Source organism: Streptomyces poriferorum (assembly GCF_019399235.1).
GTDB lineage: Bacteria > Actinomycetota > Actinomycetes > Streptomycetales > Streptomycetaceae > Streptomyces > Streptomyces poriferorum.
Map to the genome: position 1 here is coordinate 37,033 of NZ_JAELVH010000123.1, position 20,080 is coordinate 57,112.

General features: G+C 72.6%; 11 protein-coding genes. 10 read left to right on the top strand and 1 reads right to left on the bottom strand.

Annotated features, from left to right (window positions below; genetic code table 11):
- Positions 1-94: 94 nt before the first annotated feature.
- The 8 genes from JGS39_RS21485 (at position 95) to JGS39_RS21520 (ending at position 18,996) form a co-directional block, all read left to right on the top strand.
- Positions 95-4,273 carry a non-ribosomal peptide synthetase gene (locus JGS39_RS21485; RefSeq protein WP_219570919.1) on the top strand — a complete coding sequence of 1,393 codons (4,179 nt, stop codon included), beginning with the start codon at positions 95-97 and terminating at the stop codon, positions 4,271-4,273.
- A gap of 87 nt (positions 4,274-4,360) precedes the next feature.
- The gene (locus tag JGS39_RS21490) at positions 4,361-7,666 is read left to right on the top strand and encodes a non-ribosomal peptide synthetase (RefSeq protein ID WP_219570920.1); all 3,306 of its coding nucleotides are present in this window, start codon (positions 4,361-4,363) and stop codon (positions 7,664-7,666) included.
- Complete coding sequence (gene glyA / locus JGS39_RS21495; protein WP_219570921.1) at positions 7,666-9,012, top strand: serine hydroxymethyltransferase; 1,347 nt, start codon at positions 7,666-7,668, stop codon at positions 9,010-9,012. Before JGS39_RS21490 ends, glyA begins: the two co-directional genes overlap by 1 nt.
- 211 nt (positions 9,013-9,223) lie before the next feature.
- Positions 9,224-10,012, top strand: a complete 789-nt coding sequence (locus JGS39_RS21500; protein WP_219570922.1) for a thioesterase II family protein — start codon at positions 9,224-9,226, stop codon at positions 10,010-10,012.
- Between the two features lie 75 nt (positions 10,013-10,087).
- Positions 10,088-14,671 (top strand): non-ribosomal peptide synthetase, encoded by a 4,584-nt coding sequence (locus JGS39_RS21505; RefSeq protein ID WP_219570923.1) that lies wholly within the window; start codon positions 10,088-10,090, stop codon positions 14,669-14,671.
- A 5-nt stretch (positions 14,672-14,676) separates the two neighbouring features.
- Positions 14,677-16,977, top strand: coding sequence for a non-ribosomal peptide synthetase (locus JGS39_RS21510; RefSeq protein ID WP_219570928.1), 2,301 nt, complete (start codon positions 14,677-14,679; stop codon positions 16,975-16,977).
- Positions 16,978-17,005: 28 nt separating this feature from the next.
- Positions 17,006-18,277 (top strand): cytochrome P450, encoded by a 1,272-nt coding sequence (locus tag JGS39_RS21515; RefSeq protein ID WP_219570924.1) that lies wholly within the window; start codon positions 17,006-17,008, stop codon positions 18,275-18,277.
- On the top strand, positions 18,274-18,996 hold the full coding sequence (locus tag JGS39_RS21520) for a thioesterase II family protein (RefSeq protein WP_219570925.1): 723 nt from the start codon (positions 18,274-18,276) through the stop codon (positions 18,994-18,996). The genes JGS39_RS21515 and JGS39_RS21520 overlap by 4 nt, the downstream gene beginning before the upstream one ends.
- A 116-nt stretch (positions 18,997-19,112) precedes the next feature.
- Here JGS39_RS21520 and JGS39_RS41490 read toward each other — a convergent pair whose 3' ends face one another.
- A complete protein-coding gene (locus tag JGS39_RS41490) occupies positions 19,113-19,244 on the bottom strand; it encodes a hypothetical protein (RefSeq protein ID WP_264302859.1) in 132 nt (43 codons plus the stop codon).
- Positions 19,245-19,250: 6 nt separating this feature from the next.
- Between JGS39_RS41490 and JGS39_RS21525 the strand changes: the two genes are divergently transcribed.
- Both JGS39_RS21525 and JGS39_RS21530 read left to right on the top strand, forming a co-directional pair.
- Positions 19,251-19,748, top strand: a complete 498-nt coding sequence (locus JGS39_RS21525; protein ID WP_219570926.1) for a DinB family protein — start codon at positions 19,251-19,253, stop codon at positions 19,746-19,748.
- Between the two features lie 157 nt (positions 19,749-19,905).
- Positions 19,906-20,080, top strand: a 175-nt coding sequence (locus tag JGS39_RS21530; RefSeq protein WP_236065782.1) for a TerD family protein, incomplete at its 3' end; no start/stop codon positions are given.

The window sequence follows — 20,080 nt, forward strand, 5'->3', positions numbered from 1 at the left end:
CACCACCGCGCCGCACTTCTTGCGCACGGGCGACCTGGGGTACCGGTCCGGGGGCGAGCTCCACGTGGTGGGCAGGCTCAAGGACCTCATCATCGTGCGCGGCCGGAACCACTATCCGACGGACATCGAACAGACCGTCGAGCACAGCCATCCGGCTCTGCGTCCCGGCGGGGGAGCGGCCTTCTCCCTCACCGGCAGCGGTGACGACGGGGCCGAACAACTCGCCGTCGTGCACGAACTCGACCGCGGCTTCGACGGCGACTGCGCGCAGGTGGTGACGACCGTCCGCGGCGCCGTCGCCGCCGCGCACCGGATACGGCCGCACTCGGTCGTGCTGATCCGGGCCGGCAGCCTGCCGCGCACCTCCAGCGGCAAGGTGCAGCGGGGGGCCTGCAAGGCGGAGCTCCTGGCCGGCTCGCTGAAGACCGTCCACGCGGACCACGAGGGTGCCGCCGTGCCGACCGCCGACGCGGCCCCTGCCTCCGCGCCCCGCGTTTCAGAGGCGCCCCGTGTTTCCGACGGGCCCCCCGTTTCCGAGGCGCCCCGCGTTCCCGACGGGCCCCCCGTACCCGAGCCCGCGCTGCCGGAGAGCGACGCCACCGAGGCCCTGAGCCTTCTCCGCACGCAGCTCAGCCGGCTTCTGCGGCATGACGACCTCCCCGCCGGCCGGACGCTGATCGAACTGGGCCTCGACTCGCTGGGCACGGTGGAACTGCAGCACCGGATCGAGCGCGAACTCGGGTACCGGATCGACTTCGAGGAAGCGGCGGACCTCACCCTCGGCGAGCTCGCCGCGCTGGTCGCGGCACCGAAGCCCACCACGGAGGGCCCGGCCGAAGCCTCACCCGCCGAGCCCGTCGGGGACCGGCCGCTGACCTCGAACCAGTACGCGCAGTGGATCGGACACCAGGTCGCGCCCGACGGCCGCGCCCAGGTGATCGCCTCGGCGGTGGCCGTCCGCGGCCCCCTGGACACCGAAGCGCTGGAGAGGGCACTGCACGGCGCGGTGGCACGGCACCCGGGGCTGCGTACCACCTTCCCCGCGACCGGTGACGGTCCCGTACGACGGCTTCGGCAGGACCCGCAGATCGACTTCGTCCGCCACGACGCCTCCGGGCTCGACGCGGAGACCTTGCGCGAGCGTCTCACCGAGGCCGCCTACCGGCCGTTCGACCTGGCCGAGGGGCCGCTGCTGCGGGCCGCGGTCTTCACGCTCGGCGCCGACGACCACCGGCTAGTCCTCGCGATCCATCACATCGTCGCCGACCTCTGGTCGGTCGAGGTCCTCCTGGCCGACCTCGACCTGCTCTATCCCGCGGCGCTGAGGGGCGACCCGCCCCTCGCACGACCGGTCGGCAGCGGCGAGCCGAGGCAGCCGGCCGCGGACGAGCAGGAGCGGCTGTGGGAGTACTGGAGCCGGGAACTGGCGGGTGCCCCGGCCCTGTTGCCGCTGCCTACGGACGGCCCGCCGCCCGGAGGGCCGCTGCCTACGGACGGGTCGCTTTCCGGCCGGCCGCTGCCCACCGACGGGTCACTCCCCGGCCGGCCGCTGCCCGCCGGCCACCCGCGGCCGGCCCGCACGGCGTCGCGGGGCGCGAGCGTGCCCTTCGCTCTCGGCCCGGAGCTCAGCGCCCGGATTGCCGCCGCAGCGACCACTGCCCGGACCACCCCCTACACGGTGCTGCTCGCCGGCTACCAGATCCTCCTCGCCCGTCTCAGCGGCCGGCAGGACCTGCTCGTCGCCACCCCGGAACACGGCCGCCGCGCAGCGGACGAGGCCGACGGCATCGGGCTGTTCGCAGGAATGCTGGTGCTGCGCGGCAAGCTCGCGCGTACCGATGACTTCGACTCACTGCTCAGGCGCACCCACCGCACCGCACGGTCCGCGGCCGCCCATGCCGGACTGCCCCTGCCCGTGCTGATCGAACGCCTGCGGCCACGGCGCAGCCCCGGGCGCCCCGCGCTCGCCCAGGCCGTCATCACCGTGCACCGCCCGGTCGGCGGACACGGTCAGCTGGCGGCCGCCTGCGCCCTGGGTCTCGCGGGGGCTCGTGGCACGGTCGGTGGACTCGCCCTGGAATCAGTACCGTTCACTCCGCCGGCCAGCCAGTTCGAGACCGGCGTGACCCTCGCCGAGATCGACGGCCAGTGGCACGGAGTACTGCACTTCGACGCTGCGCTCCTGCGGTCCGCATCCGCCGGCGACTGGGCGGATCAGTTCCGCACCGTACTCGACACGGTGACCCGTGATTCCCGGACGCCGCTGTCCGATCCGCGACTCCTCGGCCCCGCCCCGAACACGGCGGGGACCGGCGAGGAGACGGCCGAACTGCTCCCCGTGCACGAGATGTTCGCCCGCCGGGCGGCGATCGCACCGGACCGGACGGCGCTCGTCTGGGACGGCGGCGCACTCACGTACGCGGAGCTCGACGCCCGGGCCAACCGGCTCGCCCACCGGCTGCGGGAGGCCGGTGTGGTCCCCGAGTCGCTGGTGGCGCTCTGCCTCCCGCGCTCGCCCCACCTCGTGGTTGCCGTCCTCGCGGTGGCCAAGGCGGGCGGTGCCTATGTGCCGCTGGACCCGGCCCACCCGTCCGCGCGCACCGGGTACGTCCTCGAGGACGCCCGGCCGTCGATCGTCCTGACGTGTACGGAGACCAGGTCCCGGCTCCCCGGCCACGACGCCCTGGTCATCGACCTCGACGCCGAGGCGGAGACGCTCGCGGCGCTGTCGGCCACCGGCCCCGGTGTCCCGGGCGACCTCGACCGGCTGGCGTACGTCATCCACACCTCGGGCTCCAGCGGACGGCCCAAGGGCGTGCTCGTGCCGCACAGGGGCGTGGCCAACCTCTTCGCGGCCGCTGCGGACTTCCGCTTCGACCACACCGACGTGTGGACGCTGTTCCACTCCTACGCCTTCGACTTCTCGGTGTGGGAGATGTGGGGCCCGCTCGTGCACGGCGGCAGGCTCGTGCTGGTGGAGGCGCGGGAGACGCTGTCCCCGCCGGACTTCTGGGAGCTGCTGCGCCGGCACCGGGTCACCGTGCTGAACCAGACTCCCGCCGTGTTCGCCGAACTGACCGCCGTCCCACCGCCGATGCTCCGCGGCCTGGACCTGCGCCACATCATCTTCGGCGGAGAGAGGCTCGAGGCCGGCCACCTCGCCGGCTGGGCGGCGCACGGCGACCCGGCAACCCGGCTGACCAACATGTACGGCATCACCGAGATCACCGTGCACGCCACCTACGGGCCACTGCGGCGGGGGACCGGACAGGCGCCGTCTCCCGTCCCGGCGTCACCGGACGCGGCCGCGGAGGTCGCGCTCGGTGCCCCGCTCGGCGGCACCGATCTGCGCCTGCTCGACGAGGACGGCTGCGCGGTGGCCCCCGGTGAGGCCGGGGAGATCTGCATCGGTGGCCGGGGAGTCGTACGCGGCTATCTGGGACAGCCGGCCCTGACGGCCGAACGGTTCGTGCCGCACCCCGACCGGGCCGGGGAGCGCCTGTACCGCTCCGGCGACCTGGCCAGGCAGCGGCCGGACGGTGCCCTGGAGTACCTCGGCCGCGCCGACTCCCAGGTCAAGATCCGCGGTCACCGGATCGAGCCGGGTGAGATCGCCGTGGCGCTGCGCGCCCACCCCGGCGTCCGCGACGCCTTCGTCCTGGCGGACCGGGACGCCCGTGGACGTACCGGGCTCACCGGCTATGTGGTGCCCCGCCAGGCGCCGCCGACGGCTGCCGAACTCCGGGCCCATCTCCGGGACCGGCTGCCCGAGTACCTGGTGCCGGGCAGCTTCCGCCCGGTCTCCGCCCTGCCGTTGACGGTCAATGGCAAGGTGGACCACCGGGCGCTCATCGCCCTGGGCCGGGCCCGGTCGGACGCCACGCCGGACAACGCCCCGGCCGGCGCCGCCCCGCAGCTCAGCCCGACCGAAGCGGCCGTGGCCGGCCTGGTTGCCGAGCTCCTCGAAACCGCCCGGGTCGGGCGCGACGACGATCTCTTCGCCCTCGGCTGGCACTCCCTGCTCATGGCCCGGCTGGCTCTGCGCATCGACGACCGGTTCGGGGTGAAGGTCCCGCTCCAGGAGCTCTTCGTCGAGCCGACGGTCGCCCGGGTCGCGGCCTCGGTGGACGTCGGCGTGCAGCGAGCGGCCGGTTCCGCCGGCCCGGGCGGGCAGGGCGCATCGCGCTCGGTCATCGCCCGGGTGGACCGCTCGCGCTATCTGGCCGGCACCTCCGGATCCGGGCGCCTGACCCTCCCCGAATCCCTCTCCTGAAAGCCGCCGCGCCCGGTGCCCACGGCATGGGGCACGGCCCCGCAGCCCTGTTGTCCCCGACCGCAACACCGACGTGTGGAGACGGCCATGCAGACCCCGCAACCGACGATCTTCCCCCTGGCCTCCGCCCAGGAACGGCTCTGGTTCGTGGAGCAGTTGACCCCGCACACCGCCGCTTACCACATCCCGCTGGCCTTCCGGCTGCGCGGCAGCCTCGACCGCGAGGCGCTGCACGGCGCCGTGAACCACGTCGTGAACCGGCACGAGGCGCTGCGCACCGTGTTCCGGCAGGTGGACGGGCGGGCGGTGCAGGTGGTCGAGTCGGCGGTGCCGATCGAGCTGCCGCTCGTCGAGGTGGCCGAGGCGGACCTCGAAGAGACACTGAGCACCGAGGCCGCCCGGCCGTTCGACCTGGGCCGGGGGCCGCTGCTGCGCGGCTGCGTGCTGCGTCTGGCCGAGGACGACCACGTGCTTGCCGTGACCCTGCACCACCTGGTCGCCGACATGTGGTCCTGCGGGATACTCCTGCGCGAGGTCGGAATCGCCTACGCCGCCCTGAGCGCCGGTGAACCCGTGGACCTGCCGGAACTCCCGCTGCATTACCCGGATTTCGCGGTCTGGCAGCGGGAGCAGCTCCAGAGCGAGCGGCTGGGCGAACTGCTCGGCTACTGGCGCGCGACGCTGGCCGGGGCCCCGCCGGTCCTCGATCTTCCCTTCGACCGCCCGCGTCCCGCGGTGCAGAGCCTGCGGGGCCGGCAACTGGCTGTACAGCTGTCGCCCGGACTCTCGGCCGCGGTCCAGGACCTGTCGCAACGGCTGGGCGTCACCCCCTTCATGACGCTCCTCGGTGCCTTCCAGCTCCTCCTCGGCCGCTACAGCGGACAGCAGGACATCGTGGTGAGTACCGGCGCGGCCACCCGTACACCGGAGACCGAGCAGGTCATCGGGTGTTTCATCAACACGCTCCTGCTCCGTACCTCGCTGGCGGGGGACCCCGACTTCGCCGAACTGCTCGGCCGGGTCCGCGACACCACCCTGGGCGCCCTCGACCATCAGGACCTGCCCTTCGAGCGACTGGTCCAGGACGTCCGGCCGCAGCGCGACCTGAGCGTCAACCCGCTGGCCCAGGTGATGTTCATCCTCCAGAACGCGCCGGTCCCGGAGCCGGACCTGCCCGGTCTCCGGGCGGCCGTCACCGGGATGGAACGCGGCGGCGCGCAGTGTGATCTCGACGTCCAGCTCCGCTACGTGGACGGGGTGTTCACGGGATTCGTCGAGTACGCGGACGACCTCTTCGACGCCGCGACGGTGGCCCGCCTGTGGGACCACTACCAGGTGCTGCTGACCGCGGCGGTACGTGACCCGCGTCGCCGGGTGGGCGAACTGCCGTGGCTCACCGGCGCCGAGACGGAACGCGCCGTGGCCGAGTGGAACGACACCGCGGCACCCGCACCCGACCTCTGCCTGCACCAGCTGTTCGAGCGGCAGGCCGAGGAGCGCCCCGGAGCGCAGGCGCTGGCCTGGGCCGACGGCGGGATCAGCTACGGCGAACTGGACCGGAAGGCGGGGCACGTGGCCGCGGCACTGCGCGCGGCCGGCGTCGGGCCCGATGTTCCCGTAGCCATCTGCATGGACCGTTCCTCCCACCTGGCCGCGGCGGTGCTGGGGGTACTCAAGGCGGGCGGCGCCTACGTCCCTCTGGACCCGGGCTACCCGTCCGAACGCCTCGCCTTCATGCTGGCCGACGCCCGGCCGGCGGTCCTCCTCACCGACTCGCCCGCCCTGCCGCGGCTGCCGGTGGACCCGGCCACCGGGCAGGTGGCCGGAGGCGCCGGCCTGCCCGCCGTGCGCGTGATGAACGTGGCGGAGCTCGACGGCGACGGGCCCCCGGCCGGGAACCCGGCGCCGGCCGAGGTGACACCCGCCCACCTCGCCTACGTCATCTACACCTCGGGATCGACCGGCAGCCCCAAGGGAGTCGCCGTCACCCACCGCGGTGTCGTCAACAACATCACCGACCTCAACAGGGGCCAGGACATCGGGCCGACCGACTCCGTCCTCTCGCTCTCGTCGCTCAGCTTCGACATGTCGGTGTACGAACTGCTCGGCATGCTCGCCGCAGGCGGCACCACGGTGCTGCCCGACCCCGGCCGCGCCAAGGACCCGCGGCACTGGGCCGAACTGGTCGAACGGCACGGCATCACCGTATGGAACTCCGCCCCCACGCTCCTGGAGGCCCTGGTCGACAGCTACGGCGACGGCTGCCCGGCCCGCCCCACGCTGCGCGTCGCCTTCCTCGGCGGCGACTGGGTGCCCGTCCCGCTGCCGGACCGGGCGAGGGCGCTCTTCCCGGACCTGGCCGTGATCGTGATGGGCGGCGCGACCGAGGCGTCCATCCACTCCATCGTCCAGCCGGTCGGCGAGGTGGGCCCCGACTGGGCACACATCCCCTACGGCAGGCCGATGGCGAACCAGCAGGCCCTCATCGTCGACGAACGGCTCGAACCGGTGCCGGTCAGCGTGCCGGGCGAACTCTGCCTCGGCGGCATCGGCCTCGCCCGCGGCTATCTGGCGCGCCCCGCACTGACGGCCGAGCGCTTCGTGCCGCACCCGTACGCGGGCACCCGCCCCGGCATCCCTGCCGGCAGCCGCCTGTACCGGACCGGAGACCTCGCGCGCTACGCGCCGGACGGCACCATTCACCTCATCGGGCGCCTCGACCACCAGGTCAAGGTGCGCGGCTTCAGGATCGAGCTGGGGGAGATCGACGCGGCGCTCGGCCGGCACCAGGACATCGCCGAGGCGGTGACCGTCGTACGCACCGACGAGGCGGGACACGGCGTCGGTCTCACCGCGTACGTGGTGGCCGCGGGCGACCTGCCCCCGACCGTCGGCGAGCTGCGTGCGCACCTCGCCGCCTCCCTGCCGGACTACATGGTCCCGGACGCGTTCGTCCCGCTGGAGCGGCTTCCGCTCTCGGCCAACGGCAAGGTGGACCGCCGCGCCCTCCCGGCGGCAGGGACCGGGACGCTGGAGCTGTCCGGGGAGTTCACCGAACCCGTCACCGCCCTGGAGCGGGCGATCGCCGACATCTGGCAGGGCGTGCTGCGCGGCGAACGGGTGGGACTGCACGACGACTTCTTCGAACTGGGCGGCAACTCGCTCGGTGTGACGCAGGTGGCGTCCGCTCTGAGCGAGTACCTGCGCGTCGACCTGCCGCTGCGCGACGTCTTCGAGGCCGCGACCGTGGCGGGCCAGGCGGAAGTCGCCGAGCGCACCGCCCAGGACCTGGGGACGGACGTGAACGCCATCGCGGAGATCTACCTCCGGGTGATCTCGCTGGACCAGGAACGCACCAGGGAACTTCTGAACGACCTCGAGGAGGCCAGGTGATGGCGGCCGGGATCGTCGGCCGCACCCTGGCCCACGGAGTGGAACTGCTCGCCGAGCACGACCAGGAGCTCTACGGGCTGCTCGAACGTGAGCAGCTCCGCCAGCACGAGACGCTGGCCATGGTCGCCGCGGCCAGCGTCGCCGACCCCTCCGTCCTGGTCTGCGAGGCCAGCGCGGCGGGCAACGTGACCACCGAGGGATACCCCGGCGCTCGCTACCACGCGGGCTGCGACGTGGTCGACGCGGTCGAAAGACTGGCCGTGGACCGGGCGAAGGCGGCCTTCGGCGCCCGGTACGCCAACGTCCAGCCGCACTCGGGATCCACCGCCAACCAGGTGGTCCTCTGCAGTCTGCTCGACCCGGGCGACACCGTCCTCGGCATGGGCCTCAAGGCGGGCGGGCACCTCACGCACGGCGCCGCCGCGTCGATGAGCGGCCGGTTCTTCACACCGGTGCGGTACGGCCTCGACGGGGACGGACTCATCGACTACGACGCGATGGCCGAACTGGCGCGACGGCACCGGCCCCGGCTCATCTTCTGCGGCGCCAGCGCCTACCCCCGGGCCATCGACTTCGGGCGGTTCCGTGAGGTCGCGGACGAAGTCGGTGCCTACCTGGTGGCGGACATCTCGCACATCGCGGGCCTCGTCGCCACCGGCCAGCACCCCAGCCCCGTCGATGTCGCTCATGTGACCACGACCAGCACCTACAAGCAGCTGTACGGGCCCCGCGGCGGACTGATCCTGCTCGGCCGCGACGCGGAGACCCCCACCGCCTCGGGCAAGCCGCTCGCGGCCGCGATCCAGGACGCCGTCTTCCCCTATCTGCAGGGCACCCCCCGGCTGAACACGGTGGCCGCCAAGGCGCGTGCCCTGGCCCGGGTGGCCGAGCCCGGCTTCCGTGCGCTCACCCAGCGGATCGTCCTCAACGCCAGTGCCCTGGCCAAGGAGCTGGACCGCCTCGGGCACCGCGTGCTGACCGGTGGCACGGACACCCACATGGTCCTGACCGACGTGGGCCGGCGCGGACTGACCGGGAAGATCGCCGAGGGTTCGCTGGAGGAGTGCCGGATCGTCGTCAACAAGAACAGCATCCCCGGCGACCGGCACGGACCACGGATCACCAGCGGCGTGCGCCTCGGGACCAACGTGCTCGCGCTGCGCGGCATGGGGGTGACGGAAATGACCGAGTGCGCAGAACTGTTCGACACCGTGCTCGATGCCGTACGTCCCTCGGGCGACCGTACCTACGTCCTGGACGAGGAGGTACGGGGCCGGGTCGCGGGCCGGGTCACGGAACTGTGCCGGCGCTTCCCGCTGCCGGATCACCCGCTGCCAGGGCGATGACAGGACGCGGCCGCCCGTCCTCGCCGAAGAGGCCGGCCCGGCGCGCCCGCGGGCGGAGCGCTGAAGGTGCCTCCGGCGGCCCTGACCTGGGTGGACGTGCCCGCAACGGTGTCCCTGTCAGGAACACCCCCGACTGCAACTCCTGCCCCCGGTGGCGAAGCTGGAACCCGGTGTCCTGCGGCGCCGGACGGGCTGTGAAGGGAACACGTGGATGGCACGGCTGACATGGCTGCGCGACTGGTCGCACGGCGAGCAGGTCACCCTGCGGGTGCTCTGCCTTCCCGGCGCGGGCACCGCGGCGCACACCTACCGGCGCTGGTCTCAGCTGTTGCCGGCCGACATCGGGGTGGTGGCCGTAGAACTGCCCGGGCACGGCAGCAGGCTGAGCGAGCCGCCCGTACTGACCGTGCGGGAGATCCTGGAACCGCTCGCCGAGGAGGTGGCGGCGCTCGCGGACCGGCCGCTGGTGATCTTCGGTCACAGCATGGGCGCGGCTGTGGGCGCCGAACTCGCCCGGCTGCTCCGCCGCGAACGGGGCATCACGCCCGCGCTGCTGATCGCCGCGGCCCGCGAGGCCCCGCGTCCCGCCCGGGACCGGGACTACACGAAGTGGCTCAGCGAGGACGGAGCCCGCGCCTTCCTCCGCGAGATGGGCGGCACCCCGCCGGAACTGCTCGGCAACGAGGACTACGTGGCGCTGATGCTTCCCCCGCTGCGCGCGGACCTGGCGGTCCTGGCGGGGCCCTGGCCCGAGGACGACCGGCCCCTGGACTGCCCCGTGCGGGTCTACCTCGGGGACTCGGACACCGGTGTCCGGCCGGAAGAGGCTGCCGGCTGGCGGGCGGAGAGCAACGGCGACTTCGCGGTCCACACGTTCGACTCCGGCCACTTCTTCGTCCACGACCGGACGGCCGAGGTGCTGGCACGGCTGTGCGCCGATGTGACCGACACCATCGGGTCCCCGGGACCTCGGGGCGGGCCCGCGCAGCGGGTGCCCTGACCGACCGCGTACGGGGTCTTCGCCGCCGTACGGCCAACTCCACCGACCCGTCCCCGCAGACAGAGTGAGGCGTCCATGCGACCGGCAACGCTGACAGCTGAACAGAGGGAACTGCTCAGTCGGCTGACGGAGCACGAGGCTCCGGCCAGTGCGCGCACCCGCATCCCCCGCTACGACGGGGACCGCACGAGCATGCCCCTGTCCTCCGTGCAACAGCGCATCTGGTTCTTCTACCGGCTGCAGCCCGAAGCCACCGTCTACAACGTCGCGGGCGCGGCCAGGCTCCGCGGCCGGCTCGACGCGGACCTGCTCCGCCGCTGCCTGGGCGAGATCGTCGAACGCCACGAGATCCTGCGCACCACGTACGGGCAGACCGGCGGCATCCCGATGCAGACGGTCCACCCGTTCACCGGTGTGGAGCTCCCCACCGTCGACCTGACCGGCCTGCCCGAAGCGGAGCGGGAGGCAGCGGCCCGGCGTCGCTGCCAGGAGGAGACCGACCGCCCCTTCGTCCTCGAACGCGACCCGATGCTGCGCCCGATGCTCCTGCGGCTGGCCGACGACGAACACCTGCTCCTCATCTGCCAGCACCACATAGCCACCGACGGCTGGTCGCTCAACGTCCTCATCCGGGAGCTGGGCGAGCGCTACTCCGCGCATGTGCGCGGTGTGCCCGTCGACCTTCCCGAACTGCCCGTCCAGTACGGCGATTTCGCGGCCTGGCAGCGCGGCTGGCTGGACGACGCGGCGGTTCGGCGGCAGCTCGACTACTGGCGGGAGCGCCTCGACGAGACCCGCCTGGTGGACGTCGCCACCGGCCTGCCCCGGCCCACCGAGCTCAGCTGGTCCGGCGGCACCCTGGAGTACCGGATCGACCCGGAGACCGTGCGCCGCATCACCGAGGTGGCCGAGGCCGAACGGGCCACGCCCTACATGGCGTTGGTCGCGGCCCAGTCCCTGGTGCTCTCCCGCTGGAGCGGCCAGGACGACATCCTGATCGGCTGCCCCGTGGCCGGGCGCCGCCACGCCGAGCTGGAACACCTCGCCGGCTGCTTCATCAACGAGGTGGTCCTGCGCATGGACACCTCGGGCACCCCGACCTACCGGGAACTGCTCAGGCAGTCCAGGGACGCCTGCCTGAGCGCCTACGACCACCAGGACGTGTCCTTCGAGCGGATCATCGAAGCGGTCACGCCCGAGCGCGACGCCCTCGCGCGGATGCCCCTGGTGCGGCATCAGCTCGGCTTCCACAACGAACCGCACTGGAGCGCTCAGCTGCCGGGTCTCACCTTCACCATCGAGCCGCTGAGCACCAACACGGCGCGCTTCGACCTGGAGGTGGACCTGGCGCCCGCCGATGACGGCGCCATCACCGGCACCGTCTACTTCTCCACCGACGCGTTCACCGAGGACGTCGTGGTGCGCATGCTGGACTCCCTGCGCACCGTCCTCGAAGAAGCAGGCCGGCAGCCGGACGTACCCGCCAGGGAACTGCCGGTGGTGGGCGCGGCCGAGCTGGCCCGGATCGGCTCCGGCGACCCCGCACCCCGCCGGGAACAGGACGGGCCGGCCACGGTCCCCGAACTCTTCGAGGAGCAGGCCGGGCTGCGGCCCGACGAGATCGCCGTCCGGGCGGGCGACAGCAGCCTGACCTTCCGCCAGCTCGACGAGCGGTCCAACCGCCTCTCCTGGCTGCTGCGGGTCCGGGAGGTGCTCCCGGACCAGCCGGTCGCGGTCTGTCTGCCGCCGTCCCCGGACCTCCTCGTCGCCCTGCTGGCCGTACTCAAGGCAGGCGCCCTGGCGGTGCCGCTGCATCCCGGCTACCCCGTCGGGGACCTCAACGACGTCCTGCTCGACTGCTCCACCGGCCTTGTGCTCGTCGAGGGCGACGGTCCCGAAGGTCTCGACCCGATGGTCAGCCGCCTCGACGCCACCGGCGAACTCGGCGCGTGGCCGGCCGACCGCCCAGCGGTCACGCGGACGCCGGCGGACCGGGCCTTCGTCAACTACCCGCATACGTCGAGCGGAACGCCCCGCGGCCTGGCCAACACCCACGCGGGGGTGACCCACCGCCTGCGCTGGGCGGCCTCGGCCTACGGGGAGGACGGCACGGACCGCCCCCACTGCCTGGTCACCGGAGCCGGTTTCGACCTCTCGCCCTGGGAACTGCTGTGGGCCCCGGCCGCCGGCGGCAGCCTGACCCTCGACGGCCGGGAGGAACCGGGGAACGGGGACCGGGCAGGGACGCCCGGCGACGCCGCGGTGAACACCCTGAGCTGCACCCCGTCCGAGCTGGCCGCGCTGCTCGACACCGGCCTGCCCGGAAACTCCCTGCGCCAAGTCGTCTGCCATGACGAGCGGCCCTGGCCGCAACTGGTCCGCCGGCTGCGGGCACTCGCGCCCGGCTGTCGCATCCATCTGCAGTACGGTCCCGCGCATGCGGCGCTCGACGTCGTGGCCCAGCCCCTCCTGGCCGAGCACCGCACCGGCACCCTGTCCCAGGTCGGCACGGAGGAACCCGGCGCCGTACTGCGGGTCCTGGACGCCTGCGGACTTCCGGTACCGCTCGGCGTACCGGGTGAACTGTGCCTGGGCGGGGTGCCGTTGCCCGACGGGATCCTCGGCCGCCCGAACGAGGACCGGACCCTCTTCGCCGACGATCCGCTCCGGCCGGGGACGCGCCTCTTCCACACCGGCCTGCGGGCCCGCAGGCTCCCGGACGGCACCCTCGATCCGCTCGGGGAGGACATCCGCGTCCACACCCACCAGGTCGAGCCGAGTGAGGTCGAGGCGATCCTGCACACGGCCCCGGAGATCGAGCGCGCGCTGATCACGGCCCGGCCCGGCGGGGGCGAGGAGACCGGTCTGACCGCCCATCTGACGCTGCTCCCGCAGGAGGGAGGCGACGGTGACGACCCCGGCCGGGCCCGGTTCGAGGAGATCTACTCCACCCGGGCCGCGGAGGACGACCCGACCCTGAACCCGGCCGGCTGGAACAGCCCGCAGACCGGCGAGTATCTGACGGCCGCGGAGATGAAGGAGTGGGCCGACACCACCTTCCGCCGAATCCTCGCGCTGCGGCCAAGCGATGTCCTGGAAATCGGCTGCAAGACCGGAGCGCTGCTGTTCCGGCTGGCGCCGCGCTGCTCCGGATACACGGCCACGGACCTGTCGGCACACGCCTTGCAGCACATCCGCGACCACGGGGACTGGCTGGCCGACAAGGCGGACGAGGTACAGCTCCTTGAGCGGGCCGCGGACGACTTCGGGGCATTGGCCGAGGGCGGCTTCGACACCGTCGTCCTGAACTCGCTGGTCCAGTACTTCCCCGACGCCGCCTATCTGGAGCGGGTCCTGGCCGGTGCGCTGCGGGCGCTGCGGCCCGGTGGCCACGTCTATCTCGGGGCCGTACGGAGCCTGCCGCTGCTCGGACCACTGCACCTGCCCGCACAGCTGGAACTCCATGAAGCCGCGGACCCCGCCGACCGGCTGCGCGCGGCGGTGTCGGCCCGGGTCGCGCAGGAGGAGGAACTCTGCCTGGACCCCCGCTACTTCGCCGAGCTGGCCAGCCGGCTGCCGGGCATCTCCGAGGTGTTCCTGCTGCCCAGGCTGAGCCGCCACCGCAATGAACTCGGCGCCTACCGCTACGACGCCGTCCTGCGGGCCGGTACGCCCGCCGATCCCGGGACCCCGGACCTCACCCTGGACTGGCAGGCCGACGCACTGACCGCCGACGCGCTCACCGGGCTCCTGCGCGAGCAGGCCCCTCAGCGGCTGCTGCTCGGTGCCGTGCCGGACAGCAGGGTGCACACACGGCTGCGTGCCTGTGCGGAGCTCCTGGAGGGCCGCACCGCAACGGTCGCCGACACCACCGCGGCCCTCGCCCCCCGAAGCCCGGGTCCCGGCTCCCCGGTCGACCCCCACGCCCTGACCACGCTCGCCGAAAGGGAGGGCTACGCCGCCATCGTGCAGTACGGCAAGGACCCCGCCGACGGCACGGTGTCGGTCCTGCTCACCCGGAGCACCGAAGCGGGCAGCGGCGAAGCGGGCGCCGGCACGGAGCTGCCGGCCGGGTTCGGACACAGGCCGAAGGACGAGGGAGCCGGCACCGGGCCGCAGTGGTACAACGACCCGTCGACGGTCGCCCGGGGCCGTGCGGCCGTCGCGCGGGCCCGCCGCCACCTGCAGCAGCGGCTGCCCGTCCACGCCGTGCCGCCGGACCTCCTGGTGATTCCCGGCTTCCCGCTGGGCAGGTCCGGAGCCGTCGACGCCACGGCGCTGCCCGACCCGGATCCGACAGCCGCCGCCGACGCGCACAAGGCCCCGAGCACGGAGACGGAGTCCAAGCTCGCCGTCATCTGGTCGGCGGCGCTCGGGGTCGACCGGGTCAGCGTGCACGCCGACTTCTTCGCACTCGGCGGCCACTCCCTGATGGGCTCGGAGATCATGGAGCGGGTCCGCCACGAGTACCAGGTCGACGTGCCCCTCGGGCTGCTCTTCGGATCACCGACGATCGCCGCCGTCGCGTCCTACGTCGACGAACAGCTGGCCAAGCCCCGTGAGGCCGTCGCCCCCATCCAGCGCGTCGACCGCTCCTCGCTCCGGCGGCGCCGCGCCAGGATCCCGGTCGGCACCGCCCCTTCCAAGGAGACCCCGTGACCCCCATGACGGAATCGCAGCAGCGCGCCACGCCGGGCCCGCCGGATGGTGGAACCGCTCTCGGACTCGCCGCCGCCGCGGCTGTCGCCGTGGCGGTCCTGCACCGGTGCACGCTTCAGGAGACCGTGCGGTGTTCGTACCGGGACGGTGCGGGTGAAGGCGTGCTCGAACTCGACGTCTCCGCCGATCCGACCCTGGCCGAACTGCTCTCGGAGATCCGCACGGCCCTGTCCGCCCCCGACCGGGAAGCGGTCGAGGACGCCGACCCCGGAGCCACGGTGGATCTGCGGCTCATCCGGGACACCGGGCTGCCGGAGCAGCCCGTCGGATTCGGTGAAGCCGTCCGCTTCGGCGGCTGGTGGGTGTCGGTGGCCCTGGCCGGCGCGGCCGCGCCGGTGGTGGATCTCGCCCGGCTCCTCGCCACGGCTGCCGGGGCGCTGGGCGCCGGTGAGGCCTCCCCGCTGTCGGCCCTCCCGCTGGCCGGCGACGACGGCGACCTGGTGGGTGTCCTGGCGGGTTCGGGTCACGCCGCGGTGCCGGCCCGGCCCCTGCACGTACTCGTCCGGGACCAGGCGGAGCGGACTCCGGACGCCGTGGCCGTGAGCTGCGCGGGACAGGATCTGACGTACCGCGAGTTCGTGTGCCGCGCCGACCGCCTCGCGCACCGGCTCATGGCGCAGGGCGCGGGCCCGGGACACGTGGTCGGCGTGCTTGCCGAGCGGTCGCCTGAGCTGGTCGTGGCCCTGCTCGCGATCCTCAAGACCGGTTCCGCGTACGCCGCGTTCGAACCGGACCTTCCCGCCCAGCGGCTGCACCGGCTCCTCGACGACGCCGGCGTCCGCCTCCTCGTGGTCCAGGACAGGTTCGGCGCGAGCGCGCCGGCCGGCATGTGCGTGCTGCCGGTCGCGGAGGACACCACCACCGAGGCACCGGTGCCCGTCTCGGCCGAGGTCGCGCCCTCCGCGGTGGCGTACGTCAGCTTCACCTCCGGCTCCACCGGCGTGCCCAAGGGCGTACGGGTGCCGCACACCGCGGTCTCCCGGCTGGTCGTCGAGCCCGACTGGGCCAAGTTCGGGCCGGACGACGTGTTCCTGCAGCTCGCCCCGGTCGCCTTCGACGCCTCGACCTTCGAAATCTGGACGCCCCTGGTCAACGGCGGGCGGCTGGCCGTTCACCCGCCGGGCCCGCTGTCCACGGAACAACTCGCCACCACCTTGGCGGAGGAGCGCGTCACGGTCGCCTGGATGACAGCGGGCCTGTTCCATCAGATGGCCGGCCGGCACCTGGACGCCTTCGCAGGCCTCCGGCACGTCGTGGCCGGCGGGGACGTCGTGTCGGCGACCCAGGTGCGCCGGCTGCTGGAGGCCCATCCGGGGCTGGTGTTCACCAACGGATACGGCCCCACCGAGAACACCACCTTCACCGCCTGCTGGACCTCCACGGAGGCACCGGCCGGCCGCACGGTCCCGCTCGGACGGCCCGTCAGCGGTACCCGGGTCCTGGTCCTCGACCCCGAGCTGCGTCCGGTCCCGGTGGGTGTGCCGGGTGAGCTCTGCGCGGGCGGCGAGGGGCTCGCCCACGGGTACGCCGGGCGGCCGGGCGCGACCGCCGAACGCTTCGTCCCCGATCCGTTCGCCCCCGGCCCCGGCGGCGGGCGGCTGTACCGCACCGGCGACCTCGTACGGCGCCTTCCCGACGGGAACCTGGAGTTCCTGGGGCGCGCCGACCGGCAGCTCAAGGTCCAGGGATACCGCGTGGAGCCGGGCGAGATCGAGGCGGTGCTCGCCAGGCACGAGGACGTACGGCAGACCGTCGTGGTGGCACAGGACGACGGCGCCGGAAGCAAACGCCTGCTCGCCTACATCACCGCCGAACGGCCCGAGGACGACAGCCCGGCCGCACTCGGGCTGCGCCTGCGCGAATGGCTCCGTGGCGAGCTGCCCGGCTACATGGTCCCGTGGGCGATCCTGCCCCTCCCCGCACTGCCGCTGAACCGCAACGGCAAGGTGGACCGCGCCGCCCTGCCCACCGCCCGCAGGACGGCCCGCGCGCTGCCCACCGAGTATCTGGCCCCCACCAACCCCACCGAGGACGCCGTGGCGCAGGAGTGGGCGGACCTCCTGGGCGTCGAACCGGTCGGCCTGGACGACGACTTCTTCGAGCTGGGCGGCCACTCACTCATCGCGGCCGACCTGCTCGGCCGGCTCGGTGACCGCTTCGGCGTGGAACTGTCCGCGCGCACGCTCTATCTGCACCCGACCGTTGCCGAACTGGCAGCGGAGATCGACGGCCGCCTGACCGCCTGACGCGTAGTTGAGAGAGAGGCCACACCGTATGAAGCTCAGCCAGCCGGCTCCGCCCGAGTCCATCGACCTGGACGCCGTCGATCTGACCGATTCCGTCCTCTACGGGGAAGGCGACCCGCACTCCGTCTGGAATGCCATGCGCCACCGTGACCCCGTGCGGTGGCAACAGGTCGACGACACCCTGGGATTCTGGTCCGTGACCAAGTTCGAGGACGCCGATCTGGTCCTGCGCGACCACACCAGCTTCACCTCGCAGCGCGGCACGATGCTCTTCCTGCTGGGCAAGGAGGACCCCGCGCGTGGCCGCCAGATGGCGGCCACCGATCCGCCGCGCCACACCCGGATGCGGGTGCCCATGCAGCGGGCCCTCACCAACAAGCAGGTGGAGAAGTACCAGGGCGCTGTCACCGGCGAGGTGCAGCGGCTGCTCGCCCCGGCGTTCACCGGTGAGCCGTTCGACTTCGCCGAGGCCATGATGCGGCTGCCCATGGCCACGGCGGGCACCATGATGGCCCTGCCGCGCGAGGACTGGTCCAGGCTGACCGAGCTGACGACCATGTCGGTCGCGCCGGACGACCCCGAGTTCGCCGGGACGGGCGGGTCCAACTCCACGCTCCAGGCCGCCCACCGGGAGCTCTTCGCCTACTTCCACGACATTCTGCGCGAGCGCCGGGACAACCTGGGCGACGACCTCATCAGCCTGCTCCTCGGCATGGAGATCGACGGCCGCGCCCTGGAGACCGGAGCGATCCTCTCCAACTGCTACAGCCTGATCCTCGGCGCCAACGTCACCACTCCCTTCGTCCCGACGGGAGCGCTGGCGGCGGTCATCGGCACGCCGGTCTGGGACGACTGGCGGTCGAGCCCCAAGCTGCTCAACACCGGTGTGGACGAGGCGCTGCGCTGGGCCTCTCCGGCCAACCACTTCATGCGGTACGCGCTGCACGACATCGAGATCCGCGGAAAGAAGATCCGCGCGGGGGACGCGGTGGTGGTCTGGCTCGGATCGGCCAACCGGGACGCCGACATCTTCGACCGGCCCTTCGAGTTCGACATCCACCGCAAGCCCAACCGCCACATGGCCTTCGGCAGCGGGGCCCACTACTGCGTCGGTCACACCGTCGCCCGGATGAGTCTGAAGGTGCTGTTCACCGAGCTCTTCACCAACTTCGAGGCGTTCGAGTTCGCCGGCGAGCCCCAGCATCTGCACTCCAACTTCGTGGCCGGCATCAAACACATGCCGCTGGTCGCCACGGTCCGTGCCGGGGCCGAGCCGGCCTATGCGGGGGTGGCCGAATGAGCGCCTCACCCTGGTTCCTGCGTGAGCCGTCGCAGGAGAGCGCCGCACGGCTGTTCTGCCTGCCCTACTCGGGCTGCGGCGCCAGCATGTACCGCAAGTGGCCACGGTTCCTGGGCGACGTGGAGATCGTTCCGGTGCAGCCGCCGGGCCGTGAGAACCGCTTCCGCGAGGAGCCGTACAAGTCGTACGAGGCGCTCGCCGACGACCTGGTCGAGGTGCTGCTCCCTTACCTCGACCGGCCGTTCGGCCTCTTCGGGCACTGCGGGTCCGCGCTGCCCGGCTACGAGACCGCCGTCCGGCTGCAGGAACGCGGATATCCCGCGCCGGCCCGGCTCTTCGTCTCCTCCCAGATCGCTCCGCACGACGGACCCCATGGCCGCTTCCTGGAGATGACGGACGCCGAACTGGCCGACGAGGTGCACACCCTGATCGTGGAGCTCGGCGGGAAGCCGCGTCCGGACCTGGTTGAGCTGAGTCTTGAGATCCTCCGCGCCGACGTGGAGACGAACAAGCGCTACCACCCGGCCGAACCCGTCCGGCTTCCCTGCCCCATCACCGCGCTCGGCTGGGACCAGGACGCCGAGGTCGACCACCGCCTCATGGGGTCCTGGACCGACTGCGGCGAGACCACGTTCCGGGTCCTGGAGGGGCCGCACTACCGCTTCATGGAAGCGCCGACCGAACTCATGGACACCCTGCTCGCCGGCCTCACCCCCTGAAGCGGGGCGATATCCGGCAACGTCCGTGAACGAGAAGGCCGAGGGGTGGCCCGCCCGTGGCGCCGCCCCTCGGCCCGGCCTGCCGTTTTCCGTCGGGCCGCCGCGGTGCTCCGAAGTCAATTCACCACTGCCCGGCGGCCGGTAACGAGTTCCGGCCCGGTGCCGGGCGCCAAGGAACCGACGACCGCCGCCACGTCGCCGTTTATGAACGGAATGCGCGCGTTCAGGCGCACGCGGTATGCGAACATCACCTGATGACACGTACTGATATGCCGTCCTCCTGGGACGAGCGCACCATGCTGGCGACCTTTCTCGACTACGCGCGCGCCACGGCGGTCGCCAAGTGCACGGGCGTGGAGGACGCCGGGCAGGCCCCTCTTCCGAAATCGCCGCTCATGACCCTGGGCGGTCTCCTCAGCCACCTGAGGTGGGTCGAGTACTGGTGGGTCCAAGTCATCTTCCTCGGGGAGGAGGACCACGGACCCTGGACGGAGGAGGACCCCGACCGGGAAATGCGTATCGGCGCGGAGATTCCCCTCGCCACCTTGCTGGAGGAATACGAGGAGCAGAGCGCGCGCTACCGCGAATTGATCGCGGCGACCGATCTGACGGCCACGGCCAAGCGCCCGGTGAGGGACGACGTCCACGTAACTCTTGGGTGGATCGTGATGCATCTGATCGAGGAGACATCACGGCACAACGGGCATATCGACATTCTGCGTGAACTCGCCGACGGGACCGTCGGCGATTGACGGCCTCGGGCGATTGTGATCCGGGTGCCGCTTCACGACGGCAGGCGGTTCCACGAGGGCTGCCCGCGGGCCACGCGTCCGTTCCCGCACCCCTGTGGGCCGCGCGACGGGACGGGCATTAGGTTGACCGGGAGAAGTCTCGGCAGCCGGACTCGCGATGGGGGCGAGCATGACCATGCTAAAGGGAACCAATGTTCCAGTGGCGGCTCAGGCCGTGCGCGTCGAACTGGGGTGGCGCGCCGCCCCCGGGACTCCGGACGTGGACGCCTCGGCGCTCCTTCTCCTCGGGTCCGGAAAAGTGCGCAGCGACGCGGACTTCGTCTTCTACAACC

Excerpts from the sequence above, each read along its gene's own strand:
- JGS39_RS21510 (WP_219570928.1), top strand. The coding sequence starts at position 14,677 with ATGACGGAATCGCAGCAGCGCGCCACGCCGGGCCCGCCGGATGGTGGA.
- JGS39_RS41490 (WP_264302859.1), bottom strand. The coding sequence starts at position 19,244 with ATGTTCGCATACCGCGTGCGCCTGAACGCGCGCATTCCGTTCATAAAC.
- JGS39_RS21505 (WP_219570923.1), top strand. The coding sequence starts at position 10,088 with ATGCGACCGGCAACGCTGACAGCTGAACAGAGGGAACTGCTCAGTCGG.
- glyA (WP_219570921.1), top strand. The coding sequence starts at position 7,666 with ATGGCGGCCGGGATCGTCGGCCGCACCCTGGCCCACGGAGTGGAACTG.
- JGS39_RS21525 (WP_219570926.1), top strand. The coding sequence starts at position 19,251 with ATGACACGTACTGATATGCCGTCCTCCTGGGACGAGCGCACCATGCTG.
- JGS39_RS21500 (WP_219570922.1), top strand. The coding sequence starts at position 9,224 with ATGGCACGGCTGACATGGCTGCGCGACTGGTCGCACGGCGAGCAGGTC.
- JGS39_RS21515 (WP_219570924.1), top strand. The coding sequence starts at position 17,006 with ATGAAGCTCAGCCAGCCGGCTCCGCCCGAGTCCATCGACCTGGACGCC.
- JGS39_RS21520 (WP_219570925.1), top strand. The coding sequence starts at position 18,274 with ATGAGCGCCTCACCCTGGTTCCTGCGTGAGCCGTCGCAGGAGAGCGCC.
- JGS39_RS21490 (WP_219570920.1), top strand. The coding sequence starts at position 4,361 with ATGCAGACCCCGCAACCGACGATCTTCCCCCTGGCCTCCGCCCAGGAA.